This window comes from Noviherbaspirillum galbum (assembly GCF_010974945.1).
Taxonomy (GTDB): Bacteria; Pseudomonadota; Gammaproteobacteria; order Burkholderiales; family Burkholderiaceae_D; genus Noviherbaspirillum; species Noviherbaspirillum galbum.
In genome coordinates this window covers 175,926-201,574 of sequence record NZ_JAAIVB010000012.1, presented here as the reverse complement: position 1 = coordinate 201,574, position 25,649 = coordinate 175,926, and the positions used below count along the sequence as shown (strand labels likewise).

Genomic DNA, 25,649 nt, shown 5'->3' with positions numbered 1-25,649 from the left:
TCTTCATCGTGAACCTCCTTCCGGGAAATCCGGGTGATCGAAGATGAACCTTCCAGCTCTTTAGGCTTTTGGCAATTGCCAAAGTTTCGGACAAATGCAAATCCCGCCGATGCGCGGCGCATGTCCTGCACGGATTTTGCGCAGGGGAAAATCTGCCTGCAGGATCAGTGGCTTAGCTTGCCTATGCGCAGGTTTTCCACAGGCTTGACCACAAGTGCTGTGGGCAAGTCTGGCGTCAGGGCACCGCGGGTGGGATCACGAGCTTGCCGAGCAGGCTAATGCGCCGCGCAACTTCCGAGGAGGACACGTCGTCGTCGACGAGTTCGCCGTCGATCTTGTCGCTCAGGCCATCATCGGTCTTCAACGGATCCAGCGGATCCTTCTCTTCGTAGCGTTGCATGGTTGCCCTTGATGTCAAATGGATAAATCGATGCTACTACGACCATCCGGGGAATCATTGAGTTCTGTCACCGGGACGAAGGGATGATGTCGGGCAAGCCGAGACGGGATTTCTGGATGCGCGGCGAAGCAAGGCACCCGGGCAGAGTAGGAAGGAAAGGAACGGAACGGAGCGCGTTCGAGGGGGAAGGGTGGTTCGGGGACTGGTCCCGCCGACAGGAATCGAACCTGTATCTAGCGCTTAGGAGGCACTCGTTCTATCCATTGAACTACGGCGAGACACGGCGGCGGCACGCCGGAAGCGCGCCACGCCGAGATTATAGCCGAGACTGTTGCAAAACATGACGTTGTCGAACGGGACTCGGTACAATGCGGGCTTTAATTCTCCATCATGCGGATCCGCGGGCGCCGGTCACGGCCAGCGGGTCGGCATGGAACGCTGGTGTTTCCATGGCAGTCATTTCCCTGAACGATGCGCAGCTTGCATTTGGCCACGTGGCCTTGCTCGACCACGCCGAATTTTCCCTCGAAGCGGCGGAGCGCGTCGGCCTCATCGGCCGCAACGGCACCGGCAAATCGTCGCTGCTGAAGATCATTGCCGGCAAGGCGCGGCTGGATGACGGACAGCTCGTCATGCAGCAGGGCCTGAAGGTGGCCTATGTGGAGCAGGAACCGCAGTTCGCGCCGCAGTTGTCGGTGTTCGATGCGGTGGCGTCCGGCCTGGCCGGCGTGCGCGAGGCCCTCGACGAATATCATGCCCTGACCGCCAGGCTGGGCGGCCAGGACGACGAGGCCCTAATGGAGCGCATGCATGCGCTGCAGGGGCAGCTCGATGCCGCCGATGCCTGGAACCTCGACAACCGCGTCGAAACCATCCTCGACCGGCTCAACCTCGACAGGCACGCCATCATGGGCACGCTGTCCGGCGGCACGCAGAAGCGCGTGGCCCTAGGCTGCGCGCTGGTCGGCGCGCCGGACGTGCTGCTGCTGGACGAACCGACCAACCATCTCGACTTCACCTCCATCATGTGGCTGGAAGGGCTGCTGCGCGATTTCAAGGGCAGCATCCTGTTCATCACCCACGACCGCTCCTTCCTCGACAACATCGCCACCCGCATCGTCGAACTCGACCGCGGCCGCCTGCTGTCCTTTCCCGGCAATTTCAGCGCTTACCAAAAACGCAAGGCCGAACAGCTCGAAGTCGAAGCCATCGAGAACGCCAAGTTCGACAAGTTCCTGGCGCAGGAAGAAGTCTGGATCCGCAAGGGTGTTGAGGCGCGCCGCACGCGCAACGAAGGCCGCGTGCGACGCCTGGAAGAATTGCGCCGCCAGCGCGGCCAGCGCCGCGACCAGCAGGGCCAGGTCAAGCTCGATGTGTCGGTGGGCGAAAAGTCCGGCAAGATCGTGGCCGAACTGGTCGGCGTCAGCAAGCGCTTCGGCGACAAGGTCATCGTGCGCGACTTCAGCGCCATCATCATGCGCGGCGACAAGGTCGGCCTGATCGGGCCCAACGGCGCCGGCAAGACCACCCTGCTGAGGCTGATCCTCGGCGAGGAACAGCCTGACGCCGGCAACGTGAAGCAGGGCGCCCGCCTCGAGGTCGCCTACTTCGACCAGATGCGCGCGCAGCTCAACGAGGACGCCTCGCTCGCCGACACCATCTCCCCGGGCAGCGACTGGGTGGAGATCAACGGCCAGCGCAAGCATGTCATGACTTACCTGTCCGACTTCCTGTTTTCGCCGGAGCGCGCCCGCTCGCCGGTAAAATCTCTGTCCGGCGGAGAGCGCAACCGCCTGCTGCTGGCGCGCCTGTTTGCGAAGCCGGCCAACGCCCTGGTGCTGGACGAACCGACCAACGACCTCGACATCGATACGCTCGAACTGCTGGAGGAACTGCTGGAGGATTACAAGGGCACGGTTTTCCTCGTCAGCCATGACCGCATGTTCCTGGACAACGTCGTCACCCAGGTGATCGTCGCCGAAGGCGAGGGCATGTGGCGCGAATATGTCGGCGGCTATTCCGACTGGGAGCGGGTGCGGCCTGCGCCTGCCAAGCCCGCCGCCGGGCAGAAGCCCGAGCCGAAATCCGAAGCTCGCGCGGAAAGCAAGCCAGCGGCCCGCGATGCCGCCAGCCCGGCCAGGAGCAAGAAGCTGAGCTTCAAGGAACAACGCGAGCTCGAGTCCTTGCCCGGCCTGATCGCCGGACTCGAAGCCGAGCAGCAGGGCATTTCGGAGCAGCTCGCCGATCCCGAGCTTTACCGCCAGCGGCCCGACGACGTGCAGCGGCTCAACCAGCGCTTCGCCGAAATCGACGCCTTGCTGATGGAAAGCCTGGAGAAGTGGGAAGCCATCGAAGCCAAGGCCAAGGGATGAGTCTCGAATCCGGGCAAGGCGCGCGACGTTTGTGTTTGGCTTGCCCCAGCGGCGGCGCCTAGTTCAGGCGGCGGCTGGCTTCGCGCAATTCGGGCAGCTTCTTGCGCAGCGCTTCCGCATCCGGCGCATAAGGACGTTCGGACAAATAGGCTTCGATGTCTTCAAGCGCGGCCTGCGGGCATTCGAGGTTGGCGTAGGCCAGTCCGCGGTCCCGCCGCTCCGCGATCTCTTCCGGCAGCAGGATCACCAGCCGCTGCTGCACGCCAAGCAGGCGCTGCCAGCGCTTGTGCTCCAGGAACAATGCCTTCAGGTTGCGCAGCATGCGTACCAGGATCTCGCGCGGATGCGCAGCGTGAAGGTAATACGCAAGCGGGATCGCGCCGGGGTAGCTCTGTTGCTCGAAGTAGGGTTCCAGCCGCTCTTCCAGTTCTTCCCGCGACAGGCTCACGCCATTGAAGGGATCGAGCACGATGTCGCCGGACTGCATCGACAGCTTCATCAGGAAATGTCCCGGGAAGGAAACGCCCTTTACGTTCAAGCCGATCTGCTGTGCGATTTCCATGTAGAGCACCGCCAGCGAAATCGGAATGCCGCGGCGCGAGCTGATGACCCGGTGCAAGTAACTGTTGTCCGGGTCGTAGTAATCGTTGACGTTGCCCGCGAAGCCCAGTTCGCGGTAGAAGAAATGATTCAGCAGGCGCAGCTTCTGGACGTTCGAGGCATCCGCCGCCAGCCTGCGCTGCAGGCGCGCGGCCAGCGCATCGACTTCGGCCTGTGCGGCCATCAGGTCGAGTTCCGGTTCGACATCCTGGGCAAGAGACAACGCGGCTTCGAACAGGGGAATCGAATCGTCATCCTGAACGAGCGTTGCAAAGTATTCGAGGGATTGAATCGCCATACCAAGCCATCATAAACCATGCCACGGAGAAGAGAAGCGCTAATTCATGACCGCTTGATACAGCGATGTCTCAAAGTGAAATCCGCTTGAAATCCCTGAATCTGAACCCCATGGCGAGCAATGCGCCGAAGTAAGTCACGCCGCAGGCCAGCATCACGCCCGTCAAGGCCGCGGCGCGCAGCAGCGGCGTGCTCTTCATCGCGATCCAGTCGAACTGCCCCGCGGTCCAGAGCGAAACGCCTGCCAGCAGGAACAGCGCGCCGGTGACGCGCGTCAGGAACATCAGCCAGCCCGGTTGGGGGCGATAGATGCCGCGCTGCTTCAGCCCTCGGTAGAGGAGGGCCGCGTTGAGGCAGGCCCCGGCGCCGACGGACAAGGCAAGCCCGGCATGCGCGATCCAGGGCACGAACAGGAAGTTCATTGCTTGCGTCGCGAGCAGCACCACGATCGCAATTTTCACCGGCGTTCGGATGTCTTGCTTGGCATAAAAACCCGGCGCCAGAATCTTTACCAGGATGAGTCCGATCAGCCCGACCCCGTAGGCAATCAGGGCGCGGCCGGTCATCGTGACCGAGACATCGTCGAATTTGCCGTAGTGGAAGAGCGTGGTTGTCAGCGGCACCGCCAGGGTCAGCAGGCCGACCGCGGATGGCAGGGCGATGAGGAAGGTCAGGCGCAGGCCCCAGTCCAGCAGCGCGGAGTATTCGGCCTGGTCGCCGTCCGCGTTTGCTTTCGACAGGCTGGGCAGCAGGACGGTGCCGAGCGCGACGCCGAGCAGCGCGGTCGGGAACTCCATGAGGCGGTCGGCATAGTTGAGCCAGGAGACGCTGCCGTTGGCCAATCTGGATGCCAGGTTGGTATTGATGATGACGCTGATCTGCGCCACCGAGACTGCCAGGATCGCCGGGCCCATCTGGCGCAGCACCCGGCGTACGCCCGGGTCGCTCAAGGCGAAGCGGGGATTCCACGACAGGCGGGGCAGCATCCCGATGCGTACCAGCGCGGGAAACTGGATGGCGACCTGAAGGACGCCGCCGACCACCACCGCGAATGCCAGGGCATAGACCGGTTCGCGGAGATGCGGCGCCACGAACAGGGATCCGGCGATGAACGACAGGTTGAGCAACACCGGCGTGAATGCCGGCACCCGGAACTGGCGCCAGGTATTGAGGATGCCGCCCGCCAGCGCCACGAAGGCCATGAAGCCGATGTACGGAAACATCAGCCGGGTCATGGTTACCGTATGACGGTAGACTTCCGGCTCGGAGTTCAGCCCCGTCGCAATGAAGAACACCACCACCGGCGCGCCGATGATGCCCAGCACGCAGGTCAGCAGCAGCGACCAGATCAGCACCGTCGCGACATGGTCGACCAGTTCCTTGGTGGCATCGTCGCCGCGCTTGTTCTTGTATTCGGCCAGGATGGGCACGAACGCCTGCGAGAACGCGCCCTCGGCGAACAGGCGGCGCAACAGGTTGGGAATGCGGAAGGCGACGAAGAAGGCGTCGGTGAAGGCAGAGGCGCCGAAGGCCCGGGCGATCAGAAGCTCGCGTACCAGTCCGGTAATGCGCGACAGCATCGTCATGCCGGACACGGTGGCCAGCGTTTTGTGCAGGTTCATGGTGCGCCATTATAGCGGCAGCCTCGACACCGCCATGGGACTGTTGCAGCGCGTTACGCTGGCCGGCTGGTCCGGCCGCTGAATCGGCGATTGCTCAATTGCAGAAAACCGCGTTATAATCCGAGGCTTTACTGAATTCTGTGCCGCATGTTGGCGCACAGTCCGATTTCGATCTAGGAAATACACATGGCAAATACCGCACAAGCGCGCAAACGCGCTCGTCAAGCAGTCAAGCTCAACGCACACAATTCCAGCCAGCGTTCCACGCTGCGCACGGCGATCAAGGCAGTTCGCAAGGCAATCGACGCCGGCGACAAGGCAGCCGCAGCCGCCGTGTTCCAGTCGTCCGTGTCGGTCATCGACCGCATCGCCGACAAGAAGATCATTCACAAGAACAAGGCCGCTCGCCACAAGAGCCGCCTGGCAGCCGCCCTCAAGGCGCTGGCCTAAGCATTCTCTTTCCGGCCCAAGGCCGGACGAAGTCGGATTGAACCCGCGTAACCTGATAAGGTTGCGCGGGTTTTTGTCGTCCTGAATTCTGAGGGGTAGCCTTGCATATCACAAGGCCATCGGTTTTCAACCACCCAAAGGGTCAGCGAGGCAAACCGTCGATGACCATGCCCGGCTTGATGTTTTTTTGCCGGAACCATCCCTGGTTCATTTCCAGCGCATACCGTACCGGTTTCTTTGCGCAATGGGAATCGGTTGTCTGCGGCTTCATGTCCTCGATATTGACGATCTTTCCCGCCTCGTCCAGGAAGGCCACGGAAAGCGGGATCAGGGTATTTTTCATCCACATGCAGACCCCGGCGGGTTCGCCGAACAGAAATACCATGCCCTCGTTGGGTCCCATTTTTTCCCGATACATCAATCCTTGCTGGCGCTCGGCATCGCGCGCGGCGACTTCGGCACGGATGACATGGATGCCGGCGTTCAGGGAAATGACCGGGAAATTGGTTGGTTGCTGCGCTGCAGCCTGCCCGGCCCCGAGCATCATGGCAGACGCGGCAAGGAAGAGTGCAATGAAATGGCGTGATGGACGCATGGACGGAAACGATGCGGAATCGGAATGTAAAACAGCGAGAGTACAAATAAAAAGGGCAGGTTTCAACCTGCCCTTTTTTACATTCAATCCGGTATTACTTGGAAGCTTCGGCGGAAGCAGCGGCTTTCTTGGCCTTCTTGCTCTTCTTGGCTTTCTTTGCCTTGGGAGCGGCAGCATCGGCGGAAGCCGATGCGGAAGCGGCAGCGGGCGCTGCGGCCGGGGCTGCCGGCATGGCAGGAGCAGCGGCGTGGCTGGCTGCGAAGGAGGAAGTGACGAAAAGGCCGGCGACCAGAGCAGCGATCAGTTTGTTCATTGTTATACCCTCTTTTATTAACATGTTAATGAAGTCGACGATTCTTCCGAATCAAGGCGATTAACGAAAAACAAGAATTCCGGTTGACATGTTTTTCATTCAGGACACTTTGGGTCGTCCTGCAGGCATTCCTGTCCTGAGGTAAATTACATGGCCTTGATTGCCTGCCATCTTTGCCACATTACCAAGGATTCCGCTTGCTCGACTGCTTGCCTACCTCTCGCCTTCGTCTTCTCTTGTCCGCCTCCGCATTGGCCGTGGCCTGCCAGGCCGGGGCCGCGCCCCATGCGCCTGCCTCCGACGACCAGGTGCTCGAGCGCCTGCCATTCCGGGCAAACGATCCGGTCGCCCGCGAGATGTCCGCCTTGCGCCGCGCGCTGCAGAAGGACCCGCAAAATCTCGATGTCGCCGTCAAGCTGGCCCGGCGTTACTACGAGCTGGTCGGCGAGGAAGGCGATCCGCGCTACCTGGGCTACGCCGAAGCGGCGCTGCGCCCATGGTGGTCCCTTGAGCAGCCGCCTACCAGCGTCCAGGTTCTGCGGGCCAGCCTGAAACAATTCCGGCATGACTTCGACGGGGCGGTCGATGATCTGAACAAGGTGCTGGAGCGCGAGCCCGACAATTCCGCCGCGAGGGCGCTGCGCGCCATCATCCATATCGTGCAGGCGCGCTATGCGGCGGGAAGGGTCGACTGCACGGCCTTGCGCAAGTCAGGCGATCCCCTCATCGGACAGGCTTGCGAAGCCATGGTGGACGGCCTGACCGGCAGGGCCGCGCCCGCCTACCAATCGCTTCTCGCGGCTTATCGCGAGGCTTCCGGCAAGGAAGATTCCCAGCGCATGTGGGTGTTGATCCGGCTTGGCGAACTCGCCTGGCGGCAGGGCGACCTGGCTACTGCCGAAACGCATTTCAAGGAGGCGGTCGGCCTCGGCATTTCAGATACCTTCCTGCTGGCCGCCTATGCCGACCTTCTCATCGAGCAAAAGCGCTACAACGATGTCCTGGCTCTGCTCAAGGACAAGTCGCGTTCCGACGTCTTGCTGCTGCGGATCGTTTTGGCGGAGCATGCGCTCAAGTTGCCGGCGGCCAGGCAGCGCGAAGCGGAACTGGCCGCGCGCTACGCGGCGGCGCAGATGCGCGGCGACACGGTGCACCAGCAGGAAGAATCCCGGTTCGCGCTGCAAGTCAACAATGATGTGAAATCGGCCCTGGCCCTCGCGGCGGAAAACTGGAAGGTGCAGCGCGAGCCGCGGGATGCGCAAGTCTTCCTGGAGGCGGCCGTGGCGGCGAACGACGCGGCCACCGCCGCGCCGGTTCTCGCGTGGCTGCAGGAAAGCCATATCGAAGACAAGACCCTGATCGGATTGGGCCGCAAGCTGAAAGGGGAGCGGCCATGATGCGCATCTTGATGCTGTGCCTGCTGCTATGCGCCGGCCTTGCCCACGCGCACAAGCCGAGCGACAGCTACCTTACCTTGACCGTCGATGGCCAGGAAATCCGCGGTCAATGGGACATCGCCTTGCGCGACCTGGATTTCGCCATCGGCCTCGACGCCAATGGCGATGCCGCGATCACCTGGGGAGAGGTCCGCGCCAAGCTGGGCGAGATCGATGCCTATGCCATGTCACGTCTTGCCTTGGGAACCGCCGGGCAATCCTGCCCGGCAAGCGTCAGCGAACACCTGATCGACGACCATACCGACGGCGCTTATGCGGTGTTGCGTTTCGTCGCCCGCTGCCCCGTTCCGGTAGAGGTGCTCCAGGCGCGATACAGCCTGTTCTTCGACATCGATCCGCAACACAAGGGATTGCTGCGGCTCGCGTACCAGGGTACGTCGTCGGCAGGTGTGTTCACGCCGGAAAAATCGTCGCAGGCATTCACCATGACGCGGCCGAGCCGCCTGACGCAATTCCTGGAATACGGGCGCGAAGGAATCTGGCACATCTGGATCGGCTTTGACCACATTCTTTTCCTGCTTTCCCTGCTGTTGCCGGCGGTGGTATTGCGCAAGGGGCACGCCTGGGAGGCAGTCGGCGCGTTCCGGCCCGCGTTCATGAGCGTGCTGAAGATCGTCACGGCATTTACCGTTGCGCACTCCATCACCCTGACTCTGGCGAGCCTGCATTTCGTCAGCCTGCCATCGCGCCTGGTGGAGTCGACCATCGCCGCATCGGTGGTGCTCGCTGCCCTCAACAACATCTTTCCCCTGTTCAGGGAGCGCCGCTGGGCCATGGCCTTCGTGTTCGGCCTGATTCATGGCTTCGGCTTCGCGAGCGTTCTTTCGGACCTCGGATTGCCGAGCGATGCCCTGGCGCTGTCGCTCGTCGGCTTCAATCTTGGCGTCGAAGTCGGCCAGCTGGCGATCGTGGCGGGATTCCTGCCAATCGCCTACCTGCTGCGGCACACGGCCTTCTATCGGCGCGGCGTATTGCTGGGTGGCTCGCTGCTGATCGCCGCGGTGGCATCCGCGTGGCTCATCGAGCGGGCCTTCGACCTGAAATTCATGCCGTTCTAGCGGCTTGTGCCGTCGACGTTCGAGATCCGCTGCGTCAGGCAATGGCAGCGGCGCTGACTTCTTGCCATTCTCCCGGCCAGAGAGGATGGCTTTCGAGTGAAAATGGACCGATGGCGATCCGCACCAGGCGCAAGGTCGGCAAGCCGACGGCGGCCGTCATGCGCCTGACTTGGCGATTCTTCCCCTCGGATAAAGTGATCGCCAGCCAGCTCGTGGGCACGCTGAGGCGTGTCCGGATGGGCGGCTGCCGTTCCCATAGCCAATCCGGCGCTTCGATCTGGCGCGCATCGCAGGGCAGGGTAACGAAGTCGCCGAGGTCGAGCGGCGCGCGCAACCGCTGCAACGATTCCCTTGATGGCTCGCCTTCCACCTGGACGATGTAGGTCTTGGTTTGCTTGCGGCCTGGGTGGCTGATGCGGTGCTGCAGCTTGCCGTCATCGGTCAGCAGGACCAGGCCTTCGCTGTCCGCATCCAGTCGGCCGGCAGGGTAGATGCCCGGAACGTCGATGTAGCTGGCAAGCGTTTCGCGCGCGGGATGCGGTGAAAACTGGCACATGACGTCGAAGGGTTTGTTGAAGAGGATGAGCGGCATGGGAATCTTTCTTGATTCCGCCTATTCTACGCGTTGCGCACGATGCGAACGCCGCGGCTGGAGCGCGCCGCGAGCGCCTTTTCCCGAAGCCGGAAATGGGCTTGTCTATCGTAAAATTGATGGCATCCAGTAAAATAGTCGTGCATAATATGAAAAGTGCTCTTATGTCTTATATAAGACTGCTCAAACACTGACTCGCAAGACCGACAAGTCGGGCGCAGGACTGCATGCTGACAACAACAGTGAACCCGGACTGCGCCTTCTTTCCTTCAACCCGGAGCCCACGATGTACCAACATATCAAAGTGCCTGCCGACGGCCAAAAAATTACCGTCAACGCCGATTTCTCGCTGACCGTTCCCGACAATCCCATCATTCCCTACCTCGAAGGCGATGGCACCGGCGTGGACATCACTCCGGTCATGATCAAGGTCGTCGACGCGGCGGTGGAAAAAGCTTACGGCGGCAAGCGCAAGATCAGCTGGATGGAAATCTTTGCTGGTGAAAAGTCCACCAAGGTCTACGGCCCCGACGTGTGGCTGCCGGAAGAAACCCTGAAGGTATTGAAGGACTACGTGGTTTCCATCAAGGGCCCGCTGACCACGCCCGTCGGCGGCGGCATCCGCTCTCTGAACGTCGCGCTGCGCCAGGAACTGGATCTCTACGTCTGCCTGCGTCCCGTACGTTATTTCAAGGGCGTGCCCTCCCCGGTGCGTGAGCCCGAGAAGACCGACATGGTCATCTTCCGCGAGAACTCCGAAGACATCTACGCCGGCATCGAATGGGCCGAAGGTTCCGACGGCGCCAAGAAGCTGATCGACTTCCTGGTCAAGGAAATGGGCGTCAAGAAGATCCGTTTCCCCGGCACCTCCGGCATCGGCGTCAAGCCGGTTTCCCGCGAAGGCACCGAGCGCCTGGTTCGCAAGGCGATCCAGTACGCGATCGACAACGACAAGCCTTCCGTGACCATCGTTCACAAGGGCAACATCATGAAGTACACCGAAGGCGGCTTCCGCGACTGGGGCTATGCCCTGGCGCAGAACGAATTCGGCGCGGAACTGATCGATGGCGGACCGTGGTGCAAGTTCAAGAATCCGAAGACCGGCCGCGAGATCACCGTCAAGGATTCCATCGCCGACGCCTTCCTCCAGCAGATCCTGCTGCGTCCCGCCGAATACAGCGTCATTGCCACGCTGAACCTTAACGGCGACTACATTTCCGACGCGCTCGCGGCGCAGGTCGGCGGCATCGGCATCGCGCCGGGCGCCAACCTGTCCGACTCCGTGGCGATGTTCGAAGCCACCCACGGCACGGCGCCGAAGTACGCCGGCAAGGATTACGTGAACCCGGGTTCGCTGATCCTGTCGGCTGAAATGATGCTGCGCCACATGGGCTGGGTAGAAGCCGCGGACCTCATCATTTCGTCCATGGAAAAAGCCATCACGTCCAAGAAGGTGACTTATGACTTCGCCCGCCTGATGGACGGCGCGACCCAGGTTTCCTGCTCCGGTTTCGGCCAGGTCATGATCGAACACATGTAAGCCATCCCTCGGGTTGAAATGAAAGGGCCGGAAACTTCCGGCCCTTTTTTCATTCTGGTCGCCCGATCACTTGATCAAGGTATGTTCGAGCGCGAAGCGGATCAGGTCGGCCTGGCCTTCGATGCCGAGCTTGCGCTTGATGTTCAGGCGATGGGTCTCGATGGTGCGCACGCTGAGGTCCATCTCGCGGGCGATGTGCTTGTTGGATTTGCCGGTGGCGATCCGGTGCAGCACTTCGCGTTCGCGCGGCGTCAGCAGCATCGCCGGCGCCATCGGCTTGGACAATTGCCTGGCGAGGCCCGCGCTGTAATAGATGCCGCCGGACATGACAGTGTCGATGGCGGCAATGATGTCCATGGCCGGCGCGTCCTTCAGCACGTAGCCGCGCGCTCCCGCCTGGATAGCCTGCATCACGTACTCCGCCTTGTCGTGCATGCTGAGCATGAGAACCGCGATCTCGGGGAACAGGGCATGAAAGCGCCCGGTCAGCTCGATGCCATTCATGCCCGCACTGAGGTTGATGTCCATGAGCACGAGATCGATCGGCTGCCCGGAAGCATGCTTCAACGCGTCGTTTGCATTCGCGGCCTCCGCCACCACGCGGAAATGCGGAATGGTTTCCAGGCGGGCGCGCAATCCGTCGCGTACCAGCGGATGATCATCGACGAGCAGGATCTGGACGAGGGCTTGAGCTTGCATGGTGGACTCAGATTTGGGGTAAGGTGGCAACGACGGCCGTGCCGGCAGCGGAGGAAGCCAGCTTGAGCGTACCGCCGACGGCCTCGGCGCGCTCATGCATGTTTCGCAGGCCGATGCCGCGCTTGGGATGCTGGGCGATGCTTGCCACGTCGAAGCCAACGCCATCGTCGGCAATGACGAGCTGCACGGAAATCTTGTCGCCGACCAGTTTCACCTTCACGCTGGTCGCGTTTGCGTGGCGCTTGATGTTCGTGAGCGCCTCCTGGGCGATGCGGAACAGCACCGTGTTGGCCACGTCGCTCAAGCTGTCCACCTTGCCCTCCGCCTCGAAATGCGAGGGGATGGAGGTGTTCTCGCTGAACTCGCCAACTAGGTGGTCGAGCGCGGCCGCCAGGCCGAGATCGTCGAGCAGGGCGGGCCGGAGGTCGTGGGAGATTCGCCTGACTTCCCCAAGCACGTCGTTGAGTTGCACCGCGGCACGGTCGAGCGAGCGGCGCGCCACTTCCGGCTGGTCCGCCTGGGCGGTCAGCTTCGCGATGCCGGATTCCACCTGCAGCTTGATGGATACCAGCCACTGGCTGATGCCATCGTGCAAATCCCGCGACAGGCGCGCGCGCTCGTCTTCCTGCGAGCGCACGACCCGCTGGGCAAGCACCTTCAGCTTGGCATCCGCGACGCGGTATTCGCTGATGTTAAGGGCAAGCCCGGTGAGGGCGATTATCAGGGCGCCGGCGACCGCGATGCCGGCGATCCAGAGCATGGTGTTGCGGATGTTGCGGGAGATCTGTGTGTCGATCTTCGCCAGGGCCGCCTCGACGTCGTCCATGTAGATGCCGGTGCCCAGCATCCAGCCCCAGCGCGGCAGCATGACCACATAGCCCAGCTTTGGCGCGACCTTGCCGGTGGACGGCTTTTCCCAGTAGTACGTGACGAATCCGCCGCCCGCCTTGGCGCGGTTGATGAGGCGCTGGATGGTCGGGCTGCCGTAGGCATCACGCAGTTCCCAAAGGTCCCGGCCGACCAGGTCCGGCTGGCGCGGATGCATCAGGTTGACGCCTTGCAGGTTGTAAACGAAGAAGTAGCCGTCGTCGCCGTAATCCAACTTGGCGAGGATGGCCTTGGCTTCATTGAGCGTCGCTTCGTCCTGTCTGCCGGAGTCATACAGGTTCGCGATCGACCGCGTGCCGAGCGACACATAATGCGTCAGCTCGGCTTCCTTGCTCGCCAGGTAGGCCGCCTCAACCGATGCCCGCTGCTGCTGCGCCAGAAGTCCTGTCTGATGCTGGACGGCCATCGCGATGGCGATCAGCGCCAGGATGAGCGGCGTGATCGCGACGAGGATGATTTTCTGGCGAAGTTTCATGGACGTTACTTTACAGCCATTTGGCCCACCGAAAAACATCGTGTGTAATCTGGCGCGATGTGTGATTGCTACAAAGACTTGTAAGAATGGGGAGTAGGCACCATCTCCACCGGCGGATGCGTCTCAACGCCATGGCGAAGGGAGGGGCCTGACTTTTGCCCGAGGCCGATGCATGAGTGCGCCGGACTTCGCGACCCGATACGGCGGCAATGACTGGATATAGGGTGGGGCGGCGGATGTAGGGGCGAAAAAAAACCCTGCCTGGCAGGGTTTCCGGTTCACTTACTGGTCAGAAGACCAGCGGGCGAATTATGCATTCATGATGTTAGAAGCTTGCTTGCCTTTCGGGCCTTGCGTTACTTCGAACTGCACCTTTTGACCTTCTTTCAGGGTCTTGAAGCCGTTCATTTGAATTGCGGAAAAGTGGGCGAACAAATCCTCACCGCCGTCATCCGGAGTGATAAATCCGAAGCCTTTGGAATCGTTGAACCACTTGACGGTACCTGTTGCCATAGAAGCGTCTTTCAAATAATGACCAATCACACGAGCCGAGTAAGCAAGAAGCCCCGCGTAACGCTGCCCCCTCCTAAAACCTGCTCACTTCATATTGACTTTTGCATAACTGCCGCTTTATCAATATTGACCATTGTTCCTGCAAAAAATATAAAAGTCAAGGTTGTGCCAGTGAACCTTTTGACAAAAAGCAAGGGTTTTACAACGACGCGCTTCTTGAATTCAGGAGTTTGATCATCATCTGCGTCCTATCGAGAAAGGGCGTAATATAAATGCGGTATTCCCTTACTTTCGTGCACCGCACGAAGTTGAACGATCTAAAATAGAAGCATGGCAACTCAGCATGACAACGGTACGGTACTTGCTAGGCAAGAGCAGAAGCTCAAGCCTCCGCCGATGTATCAGGTACTGTTATTGAACGATGACTATACTCCCATGGAGTTTGTCGTTGCTATCATTCAGGAGTACTTCAACAAAGACCGTGAGACTGCAACGCAGATCATGCTCAAGGTTCATCGCGATGGTAAAGGTATGTGCGGCGTGTATCCTAAAGATATCGCGTCCACTAAGGTAGAACTGGTTTTAACACACGCTCGAAAAGCAGGACATCCCCTGCAATGCGTGATGGAGGAAGCATGATTGCGCAGGAACTTGAAGTAAGTTTGCACATGGCTTTTGTCGAGGCCCGCCAGGCCCGGCATGAGTTCATCACCGTCGAGCATCTCTTGCTCGCGCTGCTGGACAACCCGTCCGCGGCGGAAGTGCTACGCGCATGCGCAGTCAACATCGAAGACTTGCGCAAGACGCTCACCAATTTCATTACAGACAACACGCCGACCGTGCCGGGCACGAGCGAAGTGGATACGCAGCCCACTCTGGGCTTCCAGCGCGTGATCCAGCGCGCCATCATGCACGTGCAGTCGGCCTCCAACGGCAAGAAGGAAGTCACCGGCGCCAACGTGCTGGTGGCCATCTTTGGTGAAAAAGATTCGCATGCCGTGTATTACCTGCACCAGCAAGGTGTGACTCGCCTCGATGTGGTGAATTTCATCTCGCATGGCGTGCGCAAGGACCAGCAGGCAGAATCGTCCAAGTCGCCGGAAGGTGCCGAGGATGCGCAGTCCGAAAGCCAGCAGAAGGAAAGCCCGCTGGATCAGTTCACGCAGAACCTCAACAAGATGGCCGCCGAAGGCAAGATCGATCCGCTGATCGGCCGCGAGTCCGAGGTCGAGCGCGTCATCCAGACCCTCTGCCGCCGCCGCAAGAACAATCCGCTGCTCGTGGGCGAGGCTGGCGTGGGCAAGACCGCGATCGCCGAAGGCCTGGCCTGGCGCGTCACCCAGGGCGACGTGCCCGAAGTCCTGCAAAATGCCGTCGTGTATTCGCTCGACATGGGCGCGCTGCTTGCCGGCACCAAGTACCGCGGCGACTTCGAGCAACGCCTGAAGGCAGTCCTCAAGCAGCTGCGGGACAACCCGAACGGCATCCTGTTCATCGACGAGATCCACACCATCATCGGTGCCGGCTCGGCGTCCGGCGGCACGCTCGATGCATCCAACCTGCTCAAGCCGGCGCTGTCCTCCGGCCAGCTGAAGTGCATCGGCGCGACGACGTACACGGAATTCCGCGGCGTGTTCGAAAAGGATCACGCGCTGTCCCGGCGCTTCCAGAAGATCGACGTGACCGAGCCGACCGTCGAGCAGACGGTGCAGATCCTGCGCGGCCTGAAGTCCCGCTTCGAGGAACACCATGGCGTGAAGTATTCGTCTTCCGCGCTGACCTCGGCCGCCGAGCTGGCCGCGCGCTTCATCAATGACCGTCATCTGCCGGACAAGGCGATCGACGTGATCGACGAAGCGGGTGCGGCACAGCGCATCCTGCCGAAGTCCAAGCAGAAGAAGACCATCGGCAAGTCGGAAATCGAGGACATCATCTCGAAGATCGCTCGCATTCCTCCGCAGTCTGTCAACCAGGACGACCGGACGAAGCTGCAGACCATCGACCGCGACCTGAAGAACGTGGTGTTCGGACAGGATCCCGCCATCGAGGCGCTGGGCTCCGCCATCAAGATGGCGCGCGCCGGCCTGGGCAAGACGGACAAGCCGATCGGTTCCTTCCTGTTCTCCGGCCCGACGGGCGTCGGCAAGACCGAGGTGGCCAAGCAGCTTGCCTTCATCCTGGGCATCGAGCTGATCCGCTTCGACATGTCGGAATACATGGAGCGCCATGCGGTGAGCCGCCTGATCGGCGCGCCTCCGGGCTACGTCGGCTTCGACCAGGGCGGCCTGCTGACCGAGGCCATCACCAAGAAGCCGCACGCGGTGCTGCTGCTCGACGAAATCGAGAAGGCGCATCCGGATATCTTCAATATCCTGCTGCAGGTGATGGACCATGGCACGCTGACCGACAACAACGGCCGCAAGGCGGACTTCCGCAACGTGATCATCATCATGACCACGAACGCGGGCGCCGAAGCCTTGCAGAAGCGTTCGATCGGCTTCACCGACAAGAAGGAAGCGGGCGACGAAATGGCGGACATCAAGCGCATGTTCACGCCTGAGTTCCGCAACCGCCTGGACGCGATCATCAGCTTCAAGGCGCTGGACGAGGACATCATCCTGCGCGTGGTCGACAAGTTCCTCATGCAGCTCGAGGAACAGTTGCACGAGAAGAAGGTCGAGGCCGTCTTTACCGACAGCCTGCGCCGCTTCCTCGCGCGCAAGGGCTTCGACCCGCTCATGGGCGCGCGTCCGATGTCCCGCCTGATCCAGGACATGATCCGCAAGGCGCTCGCCGACGAGTTGCTGTTCGGCCGGTTGGTGTCGGGTGGCCGCGTGACTGTGGACCTCGACGACAAGGAGCAGATCAAGCTCGATTTCGCCGAAGGCGATGCACCGCCCCCTCAGGCACCGGAAGAAACGCTGGAAGTCGAATAATCCGGTTCCAATAACGAAAAGCCCGCAGACACGAAAGTGCCTGCGGGCTTTTTTCATGCGCGCCGCCGAAGGTCAGGCGGCCTCGGTAGAAATGATGTCCTATTGGGCAGGGCTGGTGATCTGCGCGTGAATGCCATCGATTGCCGCGATGACATCGTCGCTCAACCGGATGGACAAGGCGTCGATGTTTTCCTTCAACTGGCCGAGGCTGGTGGCGCCGATGATGGTCGATGCCACGCACCAGCGGGAGTAGCACCACGCCAGGGCGAGCTGCGTCGGGGTCATGCCATGTGCACGGGCGAGTTCGGCATAGCGCCTGCAGGCTTCCATGACTGCCGGGCGGAGGTAGCGCGGGCTCCAGGTCGGCGGAAAGAGGGTAAGACGGCCGGCAGCCTTCGGATCGTCGAGGTATTTCGCCGTGAGCTGGCCGAAGGCAAGCGGACTATAAGCCAGCAGGCCGACGTTGTCGCGGTAGCAGGCTTCATCCAGTCCGGTCTCGAAGCTGCGGTTAACCAGGCTGTAGGCGTTCTGGATGGAGACGATGCGCGGCAAGCCCTTGGCTTCAGCCTGCTTGATGAACTCGCAGACGCCCCAGGCGGTTTCGTTCGATACGCCGACATGGCGGATCTTGCCGGCCTTGATCAGCTCGTCCAGCGCCGCCAGGGTGTCTTCGATGGCGACGTGCGGACGTTCCTTTTGCGGGTCGAAGGATGTCTGGCCGAAGATCGGCGCGTTGCGGCTGGGCCAGTGCAACTGGTACAGGTCGATGTAGTCCGTCTGCAGACGCTGCAAGCTGGTTTCGACCGCGGCCCGCAGGTTCTTCGCGTCGAAATCGTTCTCGCCGTTGCGGATCCAGCGCATGCCGCGGGACGGGCCGGCGGCCTTGGTGGCCAGCACGACGTCCTTGCGCTTGCCGGACTTCTTGAGCCAGGTGCCGATGGCAGCCTCGGTCCGTCCCTGGGTTTCCGCGCGCGGCATCACCGGATACATTTCGGCGGTGTCGATGAAGTTGATGCCGCGCTCCAGCGCGTAGTCAAGCTGGGAATGGGCCTCGGCTTCGGTGTTCTGTTCACCGAAGGTCATGGTGCCGAGGCAGATGGTGGAAACGGTCAGGTTGCTGGCGCCAAGCGTCGTGGTTTTCATGGTCGTGCTGTCAGTCAGTCAATGGACGGACACTTTAGCGCGATTTGCGCAATGCTGCCGCGCACTCCTTCACCAGCGCCGGGCCGCGATAGATCAGGCCGGTATAGAGCTGCACCAGTGAAGCGCCCGCCGCGATCTTGGCCTTGGCGTCGTCGCCGCTCATGATGCCGCCGACGCCGATGATGGGGATCGCATCGCCTAGCTCCGACTTGAGCGCGCGGATGACCTTGTTCGAGGCCTCGAACACCGGGGCGCCCGACAGGCCGCCGGCTTCCTCGGCATGCCTGAGGCCTTTCACGGCCTCGCGCGAAATCGTGGTGTTGGTAGCGATGACGGCATCCATCTTGTGGCGCAGCAGTGCTTCAGCGATGGCCTTGACTTGTTCGGCGTCGATGTCGGGCGCGATCTTGAGGGCGATCGGCACGTAGCGCTTGTGTCTGTCGGACAGGCGTTGCTGTTCTTCCTTCAGCTGGGACAGGAGGCCGTCGAGCTCAGAGCCGCCCTGCAATTGCCGCAGGTTCTTGGTGTTTGGCGAGGAAATGTTGACCGTGACGTAGCTGGCGTAGGGATAGACCTTGGCCAGGCAATGCAGGTAGTCTTCGGCGGCGCGTTCGATGGGCGTGTCGGCGTTCTTGCCGATGTTCAGCCCGAGTACGCCTTCCTTGTTCTGGAAGAAACGCGATGCCTGGACGTTGGCGACGAAGGCATCGACCCCGCCATTGTTGAAGCCCATGCGGTTGATGATGGCATGCGCCTGCGGCAACCGGAACATGCGCGGCATCGGATTGCCCGGCTGGGCCCGCGGCGTCACCGTGCCGACCTCGAGGAATCCGAATCCCAGTGCCGCCAGGCCGTCGATGTAGGCGCCGTCCTTGTCGAGGCCCGCGGCTAGGCCGACGGGATTGGGGAAGCGGATGCCCATCACCTCGCGCGGATCGGCCGCCGGTCGCGGCATCAGGGAAGTCAGCCCGAGCGCGGCGGCGCGTTTGAGCGAAGGCAGGGTCAGGTTGTGCGCCGCCTCGGGGTCCATGGAGAACAGCAGGGGACGGGCGAGTGCGTAGAGGAGTTTGTCGGACATGGGGTAGCTGGCAGGATCGGCCGGCCATCGCGTGTCACGCGGGCCGCCCGGGGCAAAAGCCGCTATTTTACTCTCGGCAAGGACCCGGGCGCGGGTTTCAGTCGCGGCTTGAGGCGTCGTCCTGCCAATCGTCTTCCCAGGCTTCCCACTGGCCCCGGACCAGGGCTTCGAGCGGCTGGAAATTGACCTTGTAGGCCATCTTGACGCTGTCCTTGATCCAGTAGCCGAGATACACGTGCGGCATGCCGAGCTTGCGCGCCTGGTCGATCTGCCACATCACGTTGTAGGTGCCGTACGAGGCGCCTTCTACTTCGGGATCGTAGAAGGTGTACACGGAGGACAGGCCGTCGCTGAGCACGTCGATGATGCTCACCATGCGCAGGGTGCCGTCGTCTTCCCTGAATTCCACGAGCCGCGTGTTGACCTTGCTCTGCAGGAGGAATTGCGCGTACTGGTCGCGGCTATCATGGTCCATGCCGCCGCCGGCGTGACGCGCCGACTGATAGCGCAGGTAAAGGTCGTAGTGCTCGGGCAGATAGGTAAGATTGGTCACCCAGGTCGTCAGATTTGCATGCCGTTTCCAGGCGCGCCGCTGGCTGCGGTTCGCCGCGAAGGCCTCCGTCTTGACGCGTACCGGGATGCAGGCGTGGCAACCATCGCAGTAAGGCCGGTAGGTAAAGATCCCGCTCCTGCGGAAACCGTTCTTGACCAGTTCGGAATAGACGTCGGCATTGATCAGGTGCGACGGCGTGGCCACCTGCGAACGCGCCTGGCGGCCGTCGAGATAGCTGCAAGGATAAGGCGCAGTCGCATAAAACTGCAGGGTGGCGAATGGTAGATCTTTAAGATGGGTCATGGAGGGTTCCAGGTCCAGATCCGGCAATGCTAATTTACACCGGCAGATGGAAATGCACGAAGCGTTTTTTGTGCCAGCCGGTTGCCTTCGCCGGCACGCGGCTGCTCATTCCCGCGGCCATGGCAGTGGTTTCCACTCAGTGATCGGAGCTTGGGCAATGGCATCGTGCAGATGGTTCAAGAATTTCCGGCGCGGGATCGGCGCCGCCCCCAGCGAGGCAAGGTGCGACGTCTCCTGCTGGCAGTCAATCATTGCCACGCCGTTCGAGCGCAGGAAATGGACGAGGTAGGCGAGGGCGACCTTGGAGGCATCGCTCACCCGCGCGAACATCGACTCGCCATAGAACATGCGTCCTATGCACACCCCGTAGGCCCCGCCCACCAGCTCGCCATCCAGCCAAAGCTCAGACGAATGGGCGAGTCCGCGCCGGTGCAGGCCGGTGTACCCGCGGATGATCTCGTCGGAGATCCAGGTGCCTGCGGCGTCCCGCCGGGGGCCGGCGCAAGCGTGCATGACGGCCTCGAAATCGGTATCGAAACGCACTTCCCACCGCCCGCCCGCATCCATGCTCTTCTGTACCTTGCGCAAGGTCTTGCGCAGGCTGTGGGAAATCGAAAACTCCTCGGTGTAGAGCACCATGCGCGGATCGGTGCTCCACCAGAGGATGGGCTGTCCTTCCGAAAACCACGGGAAGATGCCGTGGCGGTAAGCCTCGATCAGGCGCGCCGGGGAAAGATCGCCGCCGGCAGCCAGCAATCCGGGCGCGCCATGCGCTTCGGTCAAGGCTTTCGACACGTCGGGGAAGGGCATGCCGGCTTCCAGCCACGAAATCATGGGCTCACCAAAGTGGATCGCAGAATTGCACCGACAATGTGCAATGCCTTTGGCTGACGGCTGTGCATGACGAGGACATCCATTAAATTCAATGACTTGCGGTATTGCACCAAATTGGAACGATTTTTGCTCCAGTTCAACGCCATTTTTTCACTATGCACTTTAACAGGGAGTTTTTCTTCATGGATGGACTGAAAACCGGTGCCGATGCCTTATTCATCTTGCTAGGCGCCATCATGATTCTTGCAATGCACGCCGGCTTCGCGTTTCTCGAACTGGGCACCGTCCGCAAGAAAAACCAGGTCAACGCCCTGGTCAAGATCTTAGTGGATTTCGCGGTTTCCACGATAGCGTACTTCTTTGTCGGCTACACCATAGCCTATGGCGTCAACTTTTTCGCGGATGCGGGTACCCTGTCCGCGAAAAGCGGTTTCGAGCTCGTGAAGTTCTTCTTCCTGCTGACCTTTGCTGCCGCCATTCCGGCCATCATTTCCGGCGGCATCGCCGAGCGGGCGAAGTTCCATCCGCAGCTCGTGGCGACCGCCGTGCTCGTCGGGCTGGTCTATCCCTTCTTCGAAGGCATCGTCTGGAACCAGCAGCTTGGCGTTCAGGCATGGCTCAAGGCCGTCTTCAACGAGGAATTCCACGACTTCGCCGGATCGGTGGTGGTCCATGCGGTTGGCGGCTGGGCGGCGTTGCCCGCGGTCATCCTTCTCGGCGCGCGCCGCGGACGCTACTCCAAGGACGGCGCCATCTCTGCGCACCCGCCTTCGAACATTCCCTTCCTTGCGCTGGGCGCATGGATCCTCACGGTCGGCTGGTTCGGCTTCAACGTCATGAGCGCCCAGACGCTGGACAAGATGAACGGCCTGGTTGCCTTGAATTCGCTGATGGCCATGGTGGGCGGCACGCTCGTTGCCGTACTGCTCGGCAAGAACGACCCCGGCTTTGCCTACAACGGTCCGCTCGCGGGGCTGGTCGCCGTTTGCGCCGGTTCGGACCTCATGCATCCGCTCGGCGCGCTCGTCACCGGCGGCATCGCGGGCGCGGTCTTCGTGTGGATGTTCACCCTCACGCAAAACAAGTGGAAGATCGATGACGTGCTCGGCGTGTGGCCGCTGCATGGTCTCTGCGGCGCATGGGGTGGAATCGCGGCCGGCATCTTCGGACAGAAGGCGCTGGGCGGCGTCGGCGGCGTGTCATTCGCTTCCCAGCTCATCGGTACCGTGATGGGCGTCGCGATCGCGGCGGCGGCAGGTTTCGCGGTCTATGGCGTGCTCAAGCGGACCGTGGGCATCCGCCTCGATCCGGAGCAGGAATTCGATGGCGCCGATCTTTCGATTCACAAGATCACCGCTACCGCAGAGCGGGAAACCAGCTGGTAAACCTTGGCTGCCCGAGCCCCGGCGATGCCGGGGCTGGCGGCTTGCATCGATTGGGAAGCGCGCCTTAGTCGGGCCGGCGCATCGGCTTGAAGATGTCGTGGGTATGCAGCGAATAGGTCGCGCCGTTTGCGCGCACCCTCGCCAGTTCATCGAAGAAGGAACGAAGCGTATAACTCACCGTTGGAAAGGCGATGTCGTCCCACGGGATTTCCGACTCGGCAAAAAGCTTCACTTCGAGGCTTTCCACACCGGCTTCGTAATCCAGGTCCAGCAAGGTGGCGCGATAGAACATGTGCACCTGGTGCACATGCGGCACATTCAGCATCGAGAACAGCTCGTGCAGTTCGACGCGCGCGCCGGCCTCCTCGTGGGTCTCGCGCATCGCTGCCTGCCAGGTCGTCTCTTCGTTCTCCATGAAACCGGCGGGAAGCGTCCAGTAGCCATAGCGCGGCTCGATCGCGCGCTTGCACAACAACACGCGCGTTTCGCCTTCGTCATCCCAGACCGGAATCGAGCCGATGACCATCTTGGGGTTCTGGTAATGGATGGTTCCGCAATGCGTGCAAACATGACGCGGCCGGTTGTCGTCGGGCGGAATTTGCAGCGCGACCGGATGCGCGCATTCGGAGCAGAATTTCATGAGTGGCAAGGGCCGATAGACAGAAAACAGGGCGTTGTGAGATGCGTCAAGTGTATCACCGCATCGCTTCAGGTGAATTGCATTTGCGTTCATCGCCAAGACCCGCTATACTTCGGTTCTTCAGACGCGGGGTGGAGCAGTCTGGCAGCTCGTCGGGCTCATAACCCGAAGGTCGCAGGTTCAAATCCTGCCCCCGCAACCAAGTCTCACAAGTCTTATTTCCACGCCTAACATCCAATTAATAACAAACCGGGCGTCGGGTTTGCAGCATCAACTGGTTTTCCCTGACCGGGCAGCATCCGATGATGCCTGCCGCTGACAATAATCCTGCTTTACGCGACAAAAACAAGACGCATACACATGGACACTGTTGAGGCCAAGAAAGTCCTCGAAACTGCTTTGCTTTGTGCGCACGAGCCGCTGTCGATCAACGACATGAAGAAGCTCTACATGGACAACGGAGAGGGAGAATCCCTTGTCAGCGCGGAAGCAATCAAGACCATGCTGGAAGAGCTGCGGAACGATTGGGTCGACAAGGGCATCGAAATCGTATGCCTCTCCACCGGCTGGCGCTTTCAGAGCCGGCCGGAGATGAAGAGGTACCTCGAGCGCCTCAATCCCGAAAAGCCGCCGAAATATTCCCGCGCCACGCTTGAGACGCTGGCGATCATCGCCTACCGCCAACCGGTGACGCGCGGGGACATCGAAGAAATCCGCGGCGTCACCGTGAACTCCCAGACCATCAAGATGCTCGAAGATCGGGGTTGGATCGAGGCAATCGGCCATCGTGACGTCCCCGGACGGCCTGCGCTTTTCGCAACGACCAAGCAGTTCCTCGATGATCTCGGCCTGACCTCGCTCGATCAGCTGCCGCCGTTGCAGCCTGTAAGCAAGGACGGCGTGCAATCCAGCATGCTTCCTGAAATGCAGGCCTTGCAGGCAAGCCTCGACAGCGACGCAGCGGCACGCGAGGAAGCTTCCCCCGGTTCACCGCCTGCCGACCCGTCGGCAGAACAAGACGGCGCCGCGCATGCCGCGCCGAGCAACCTGCCCGACGTGGTCAATGGCGACGACCCGGTCGACGCCGGAATCACCGATAACGAACCTTCTGCCACGGCCGGCGAACAGGCAGCCGAAGACGCAGAACGCGCCAAGCAAAATAAAGAACCAGACGATGAACCTGCCCAGCCAACATGATGATCAGCCGGCCGCCGGCAACGAAATTCCGCCTGCAGCCGCAGCCGACGATCAGCCCCGCGCGAGTGCCGATGGCAATGCCGCGCCGGAGGAGGGCGAAATGACCGACGGCGATGCGAAGAAGACAGCGAAGCGCGGAGTGCGCGGTCCGCGCAGCCTGCGCCGCACGCGCGGCGCAAAGGCCGTGCAGGCGGATGCCGATGCGGGCCAGGCCGAGCCGATGTCCGAAGGGACGGGCGAAGCGGTTTCCGCCGAACCCGAGCAGCCCGGATCGGAAAAGAGGCGTCCCGAGCGGCAGGCCCGCAAACCGGATGGCGCAAGAAATTCTCAATCGCAGAAGCCGCGCGAAGGCCGCGACAAGCCGGCCAAGGCACCCGGCGCACAAGGCGGCAAGCCGCAGCATGCCAAGTCCCAGCAACGCGCCCGGCCTGATGCCGAAGACATCTTCGCGTTCGTGACGTCGGATGCTTACGACAGCGCGGAAGGCGGCAAGGGCGGGCGCCCGGCGCCTGCCAAGGCGGTTCGCCGCGACCTGACCGCCGAGGACGATGCGCCCAAGCTGCACAAGGTGCTCGCCGAAGTGGGTCTCGGTTCGCGACGGGACATGGAAGAACTCATCATCGCCGGCCGCGTCTCGGTGAACGGTGAACCTGCCCACATCGGCCAGCGTATCCTGCCGACCGACCAGGTGCGCATCAATGGCAAGCCCATCCAGCGCAAGATCACGAAGAAGCCGCCGCGGGTGCTGATGTACCACAAGCCAGCGGGAGAGATCGTCAGCACCAGCGATCCCGAGGGACGTCCTTCGGTATTCGAGCGCCTGCCTCCCATGAAGGCCGGAAAATGGCTCGCGGTCGGACGGCTCGATTTCAATACCGAAGGCCTGCTGCTGTTCACCACGTCGGGCGATCTCGCCAACAGGCTGATGCACCCTCGTTACAACATCGAGCGCGAATATGCGGTTCGCACCCTGGGCGAGCTCGAAGAGGGCATGCGCCAGAAACTGCTCAACGGTGTCGAGCTCGACGATGGCATGGCACAGTTTTCCCGCATCGCCGATGGCGGCGGCGAAGGCGTCAACAAGTGGTATCGCGTCATCATCGGGGAAGGACGCAACCGCGAAGTGCGGCGCATGTTCGAGGCGGTGGGCCTTACCGTGTCGCGCCTGATCCGAACTCGCTATGGCTTGCTGACCCTGCCGAGCAATCTCAAGCGCGGGCGCTGGGAAGAACTCGATGAACATGCGGTGCGCGAACTGATGACCCTGAGCGGACTGGAAAAGCAGTTGCCATCCGCCCAGCAAAAGGCGAAAGGCGGACCGCAAAGGCCTGGTACGAACGGCAATTCGCAGCTGAACCAGCAGCAGAAGCGCGGTCAGCCACGAAGCCAGGGCCAGGGCCAGGGTCAGGGTCAGGGCAATGGTTCGCAGCCGCGCGGCCGCCAGCCGGATCCCCTGCAGACCGCCCTCGGTTTTCCGGATGCAGGACGTGCCCGGCGTGGCGGAATGGGGCAAGGCAAGGCTGGCGGCTTTAATCTGCAGGGAGCAGGCCAGCGTCGCCGGCCACGTTGAATGAAGCGGCGATCCGGGACACCGTCATTCGCGGTTTTGCGACCGCAGGTTAGGCCCCGGTTTAGCCCGGATTTCGTCTTGATTACCATTGCGGTGGTCAAAATAAATGTTTATAATTAGAGAGTTAACGGAAGTTGGC

24 protein-coding genes and 2 tRNA genes are annotated in these 25,649 nt (G+C 61.5%); 11 read left to right on the top strand and 15 right to left on the bottom strand.

Features of this window, described 5'->3' with window-relative positions; all coding sequences use genetic code 11:
• Nucleotides 1-235: 235 nt before the first annotated feature.
• Together G3574_RS04975 and G3574_RS04970 are read right to left on the bottom strand one after the other, a co-directional pair.
• On the bottom strand, nt 236-400 hold the full coding sequence (locus G3574_RS04975; RefSeq protein ID WP_163960902.1) for a hypothetical protein: 165 nt from the start codon (nt 398-400) through the stop codon (nt 236-238).
• Between the two features lie 203 nt (nt 401-603).
• Nucleotides 604-678, bottom strand: a tRNA-Arg gene (locus tag G3574_RS04970).
• Nucleotides 679-849: 171 nt separating this feature from the next.
• On the opposite strand from G3574_RS04970, the gene G3574_RS04965 reads away from it, so the two are divergent.
• Complete coding sequence (locus G3574_RS04965) at nt 850-2,772, top strand: ATP-binding cassette domain-containing protein (protein WP_163960901.1); 1,923 nt, start codon at nt 850-852, stop codon at nt 2,770-2,772.
• Nucleotides 2,773-2,830: 58 nt separating this feature from the next.
• On the opposite strand, the gene G3574_RS04960 is transcribed toward G3574_RS04965, so the two are convergent.
• Both G3574_RS04960 and murJ read right to left on the bottom strand, forming a co-directional pair.
• A complete protein-coding gene (locus tag G3574_RS04960) occupies nt 2,831-3,670 on the bottom strand; it encodes a SirB1 family protein (protein ID WP_163960900.1) in 840 nt (279 codons plus the stop codon).
• Between the two features lie 70 nt (nt 3,671-3,740).
• Nucleotides 3,741-5,291: a murein biosynthesis integral membrane protein MurJ gene (gene murJ, locus G3574_RS04955; protein ID WP_163960899.1), complete on the bottom strand. Its 1,551-nt coding sequence runs from the start codon at nt 5,289-5,291 to the stop codon at nt 3,741-3,743.
• A gap of 186 nt (nt 5,292-5,477) precedes the next feature.
• Between murJ and rpsT the strand changes: the two genes are divergently transcribed.
• Complete coding sequence (gene rpsT / locus G3574_RS04950; RefSeq protein ID WP_163960898.1) at nt 5,478-5,741, top strand: 30S ribosomal protein S20; 264 nt, start codon at nt 5,478-5,480, stop codon at nt 5,739-5,741.
• Between the two features lie 142 nt (nt 5,742-5,883).
• On the opposite strand, the gene G3574_RS04945 is transcribed toward rpsT, so the two are convergent.
• Nucleotides 5,884-6,336, bottom strand: coding sequence for a DUF192 domain-containing protein (locus G3574_RS04945; protein WP_163961034.1), 453 nt, complete (start codon nt 6,334-6,336; stop codon nt 5,884-5,886).
• Between the two features lie 94 nt (nt 6,337-6,430).
• Nucleotides 6,431-6,649, bottom strand: a complete 219-nt coding sequence (locus G3574_RS04940; RefSeq protein WP_163960897.1) for a hypothetical protein — start codon at nt 6,647-6,649, stop codon at nt 6,431-6,433.
• A gap of 197 nt (nt 6,650-6,846) precedes the next feature.
• Here G3574_RS04940 and G3574_RS04935 point away from each other — a divergent pair, with 197 nt between their 5' ends.
• Together G3574_RS04935 and G3574_RS04930 are read left to right on the top strand one after the other, a co-directional pair.
• Complete coding sequence (locus G3574_RS04935) at nt 6,847-8,046, top strand: tetratricopeptide repeat protein (RefSeq protein ID WP_163960896.1); 1,200 nt, start codon at nt 6,847-6,849, stop codon at nt 8,044-8,046.
• Nucleotides 8,043-9,164: a HupE/UreJ family protein gene (locus G3574_RS04930; protein ID WP_163960895.1), complete on the top strand. Its 1,122-nt coding sequence runs from the start codon at nt 8,043-8,045 to the stop codon at nt 9,162-9,164. The genes G3574_RS04935 and G3574_RS04930 overlap by 4 nt, the downstream gene beginning before the upstream one ends.
• A 34-nt stretch (nt 9,165-9,198) precedes the next feature.
• On the opposite strand, the gene G3574_RS04925 is transcribed toward G3574_RS04930, so the two are convergent.
• Nucleotides 9,199-9,756, bottom strand: a complete 558-nt coding sequence (locus G3574_RS04925) for a pseudouridine synthase (protein WP_163960894.1) — start codon at nt 9,754-9,756, stop codon at nt 9,199-9,201.
• 286 nt (nt 9,757-10,042) lie between these two features.
• On the opposite strand from G3574_RS04925, the gene icd reads away from it, so the two are divergent.
• Nucleotides 10,043-11,296, top strand: coding sequence for an NADP-dependent isocitrate dehydrogenase (icd, locus tag G3574_RS04920; RefSeq protein ID WP_163960893.1), 1,254 nt, complete (start codon nt 10,043-10,045; stop codon nt 11,294-11,296).
• A gap of 66 nt (nt 11,297-11,362) precedes the next feature.
• Here icd and G3574_RS04915 read toward each other — a convergent pair whose 3' ends face one another.
• The 3 genes from G3574_RS04915 to cspE form a co-directional block, all read right to left on the bottom strand.
• Entirely contained in the window at nt 11,363-11,995 is a 633-nt protein-coding gene (locus tag G3574_RS04915; RefSeq protein ID WP_163960892.1) for a response regulator transcription factor, read from the bottom strand.
• Nucleotides 11,996-12,002: 7 nt separating this feature from the next.
• Complete coding sequence (locus G3574_RS04910) at nt 12,003-13,358, bottom strand: cache domain-containing protein (protein ID WP_163960891.1); 1,356 nt, start codon at nt 13,356-13,358, stop codon at nt 12,003-12,005.
• A gap of 309 nt (nt 13,359-13,667) precedes the next feature.
• Nucleotides 13,668-13,871, bottom strand: a complete 204-nt coding sequence (gene cspE / locus G3574_RS04905; RefSeq protein ID WP_163960890.1) for a transcription antiterminator/RNA stability regulator CspE — start codon at nt 13,869-13,871, stop codon at nt 13,668-13,670.
• A gap of 330 nt (nt 13,872-14,201) precedes the next feature.
• Here cspE and clpS point away from each other — a divergent pair, with 330 nt between their 5' ends.
• Both clpS and clpA read left to right on the top strand, forming a co-directional pair.
• On the top strand, nt 14,202-14,510 hold the full coding sequence (gene clpS, locus G3574_RS04900) for an ATP-dependent Clp protease adapter ClpS (RefSeq protein ID WP_088710310.1): 309 nt from the start codon (nt 14,202-14,204) through the stop codon (nt 14,508-14,510).
• The gene (gene clpA, locus G3574_RS04895; RefSeq protein ID WP_163960889.1) at nt 14,507-16,807 is read left to right on the top strand and encodes an ATP-dependent Clp protease ATP-binding subunit ClpA; all 2,301 of its coding nucleotides are present in this window, start codon (nt 14,507-14,509) and stop codon (nt 16,805-16,807) included. The genes clpS and clpA overlap by 4 nt, the downstream gene beginning before the upstream one ends.
• A gap of 99 nt (nt 16,808-16,906) precedes the next feature.
• Here the strand turns inward: clpA and G3574_RS04890 are convergent, their stop codons facing one another.
• The 4 genes from G3574_RS04890 to aat all read right to left on the bottom strand — a co-directional run bounded on the left by G3574_RS04890 (nt 16,907) and on the right by aat (nt 20,718).
• Nucleotides 16,907-17,950, bottom strand: coding sequence for an aldo/keto reductase (locus G3574_RS04890; RefSeq protein ID WP_163960888.1), 1,044 nt, complete (start codon nt 17,948-17,950; stop codon nt 16,907-16,909).
• Nucleotides 17,951-17,984: 34 nt separating this feature from the next.
• The gene (locus G3574_RS04885; protein WP_163960887.1) at nt 17,985-19,028 is read right to left on the bottom strand and encodes a quinone-dependent dihydroorotate dehydrogenase; all 1,044 of its coding nucleotides are present in this window, start codon (nt 19,026-19,028) and stop codon (nt 17,985-17,987) included.
• 97 nt (nt 19,029-19,125) lie between these two features.
• Nucleotides 19,126-19,884: an arginyltransferase gene (locus G3574_RS04880; RefSeq protein WP_163960886.1), complete on the bottom strand. Its 759-nt coding sequence runs from the start codon at nt 19,882-19,884 to the stop codon at nt 19,126-19,128.
• A 105-nt stretch (nt 19,885-19,989) separates the two neighbouring features.
• Nucleotides 19,990-20,718 (bottom strand): leucyl/phenylalanyl-tRNA--protein transferase, encoded by a 729-nt coding sequence (gene aat, locus G3574_RS04875; protein WP_163960885.1) that lies wholly within the window; start codon nt 20,716-20,718, stop codon nt 19,990-19,992.
• Between the two features lie 182 nt (nt 20,719-20,900).
• On the opposite strand from aat, the gene G3574_RS04870 reads away from it, so the two are divergent.
• Nucleotides 20,901-22,103, top strand: a complete 1,203-nt coding sequence (locus tag G3574_RS04870) for an ammonium transporter (RefSeq protein ID WP_163960884.1) — start codon at nt 20,901-20,903, stop codon at nt 22,101-22,103.
• 64 nt (nt 22,104-22,167) lie between these two features.
• Here G3574_RS04870 and G3574_RS04865 read toward each other — a convergent pair whose 3' ends face one another.
• Complete coding sequence (locus G3574_RS04865; protein ID WP_163960883.1) at nt 22,168-22,743, bottom strand: NUDIX hydrolase; 576 nt, start codon at nt 22,741-22,743, stop codon at nt 22,168-22,170.
• 125 nt (nt 22,744-22,868) lie between these two features.
• Between G3574_RS04865 and G3574_RS04860 the strand changes: the two genes are divergently transcribed.
• From G3574_RS04860 to G3574_RS04850, 3 genes are all read left to right on the top strand, one after another.
• Nucleotides 22,869-22,945: transfer RNA gene (locus tag G3574_RS04860), tRNA-Met, on the top strand.
• Nucleotides 22,946-23,103: 158 nt separating this feature from the next.
• Nucleotides 23,104-23,940: an SMC-Scp complex subunit ScpB gene (gene scpB, locus G3574_RS04855; protein ID WP_163960882.1), complete on the top strand. Its 837-nt coding sequence runs from the start codon at nt 23,104-23,106 to the stop codon at nt 23,938-23,940.
• A complete protein-coding gene (locus G3574_RS04850; protein WP_163960881.1) occupies nt 23,918-25,510 on the top strand; it encodes a pseudouridine synthase in 1,593 nt (530 codons plus the stop codon). Before scpB ends, G3574_RS04850 begins: the two co-directional genes overlap by 23 nt.
• Nucleotides 25,511-25,649: the final 139 nt, after the last annotated feature.

Coding starts and splice junctions, on each gene's coding strand:
- G3574_RS04940 (WP_163960897.1), bottom strand. CDS start 6,649: ATGAACAAACTGATCGCTGCTCTGGTCGCCGGCCTTTTCGTCACTTCC.
- murJ (WP_163960899.1), bottom strand. CDS start 5,291: ATGAACCTGCACAAAACGCTGGCCACCGTGTCCGGCATGACGATGCTG.
- G3574_RS04915 (WP_163960892.1), bottom strand. CDS start 11,995: ATGCAAGCTCAAGCCCTCGTCCAGATCCTGCTCGTCGATGATCATCCG.
- G3574_RS04965 (WP_163960901.1), top strand. CDS start 850: ATGGCAGTCATTTCCCTGAACGATGCGCAGCTTGCATTTGGCCACGTG.
- G3574_RS04870 (WP_163960884.1), top strand. CDS start 20,901: ATGGATGGACTGAAAACCGGTGCCGATGCCTTATTCATCTTGCTAGGC.
- G3574_RS04925 (WP_163960894.1), bottom strand. CDS start 9,756: ATGCCGCTCATCCTCTTCAACAAACCCTTCGACGTCATGTGCCAGTTT.
- aat (WP_163960885.1), bottom strand. CDS start 20,718: ATGATTTCGTGGCTGGAAGCCGGCATGCCCTTCCCCGACGTGTCGAAA.
- G3574_RS04975 (WP_163960902.1), bottom strand. CDS start 400: ATGCAACGCTACGAAGAGAAGGATCCGCTGGATCCGTTGAAGACCGAT.
- G3574_RS04885 (WP_163960887.1), bottom strand. CDS start 19,028: ATGTCCGACAAACTCCTCTACGCACTCGCCCGTCCCCTGCTGTTCTCC.
- scpB (WP_163960882.1), top strand. CDS start 23,104: ATGGACACTGTTGAGGCCAAGAAAGTCCTCGAAACTGCTTTGCTTTGT.
- G3574_RS04880 (WP_163960886.1), bottom strand. CDS start 19,884: ATGACCCATCTTAAAGATCTACCATTCGCCACCCTGCAGTTTTATGCG.
- icd (WP_163960893.1), top strand. CDS start 10,043: ATGTACCAACATATCAAAGTGCCTGCCGACGGCCAAAAAATTACCGTC.
- G3574_RS04945 (WP_163961034.1), bottom strand. CDS start 6,336: ATGCGTCCATCACGCCATTTCATTGCACTCTTCCTTGCCGCGTCTGCC.
- G3574_RS04910 (WP_163960891.1), bottom strand. CDS start 13,358: ATGAAACTTCGCCAGAAAATCATCCTCGTCGCGATCACGCCGCTCATC.
- G3574_RS04850 (WP_163960881.1), top strand. CDS start 23,918: ATGAACCTGCCCAGCCAACATGATGATCAGCCGGCCGCCGGCAACGAA.
- cspE (WP_163960890.1), bottom strand. CDS start 13,871: ATGGCAACAGGTACCGTCAAGTGGTTCAACGATTCCAAAGGCTTCGGA.
- rpsT (WP_163960898.1), top strand. CDS start 5,478: ATGGCAAATACCGCACAAGCGCGCAAACGCGCTCGTCAAGCAGTCAAG.
- G3574_RS04890 (WP_163960888.1), bottom strand. CDS start 17,950: ATGAAAACCACGACGCTTGGCGCCAGCAACCTGACCGTTTCCACCATC.
- clpA (WP_163960889.1), top strand. CDS start 14,507: ATGATTGCGCAGGAACTTGAAGTAAGTTTGCACATGGCTTTTGTCGAG.
- G3574_RS04865 (WP_163960883.1), bottom strand. CDS start 22,743: ATGAAATTCTGCTCCGAATGCGCGCATCCGGTCGCGCTGCAAATTCCG.
- G3574_RS04960 (WP_163960900.1), bottom strand. CDS start 3,670: ATGGCGATTCAATCCCTCGAATACTTTGCAACGCTCGTTCAGGATGAC.
- clpS (WP_088710310.1), top strand. CDS start 14,202: ATGGCAACTCAGCATGACAACGGTACGGTACTTGCTAGGCAAGAGCAG.
- G3574_RS04930 (WP_163960895.1), top strand. CDS start 8,043: ATGATGCGCATCTTGATGCTGTGCCTGCTGCTATGCGCCGGCCTTGCC.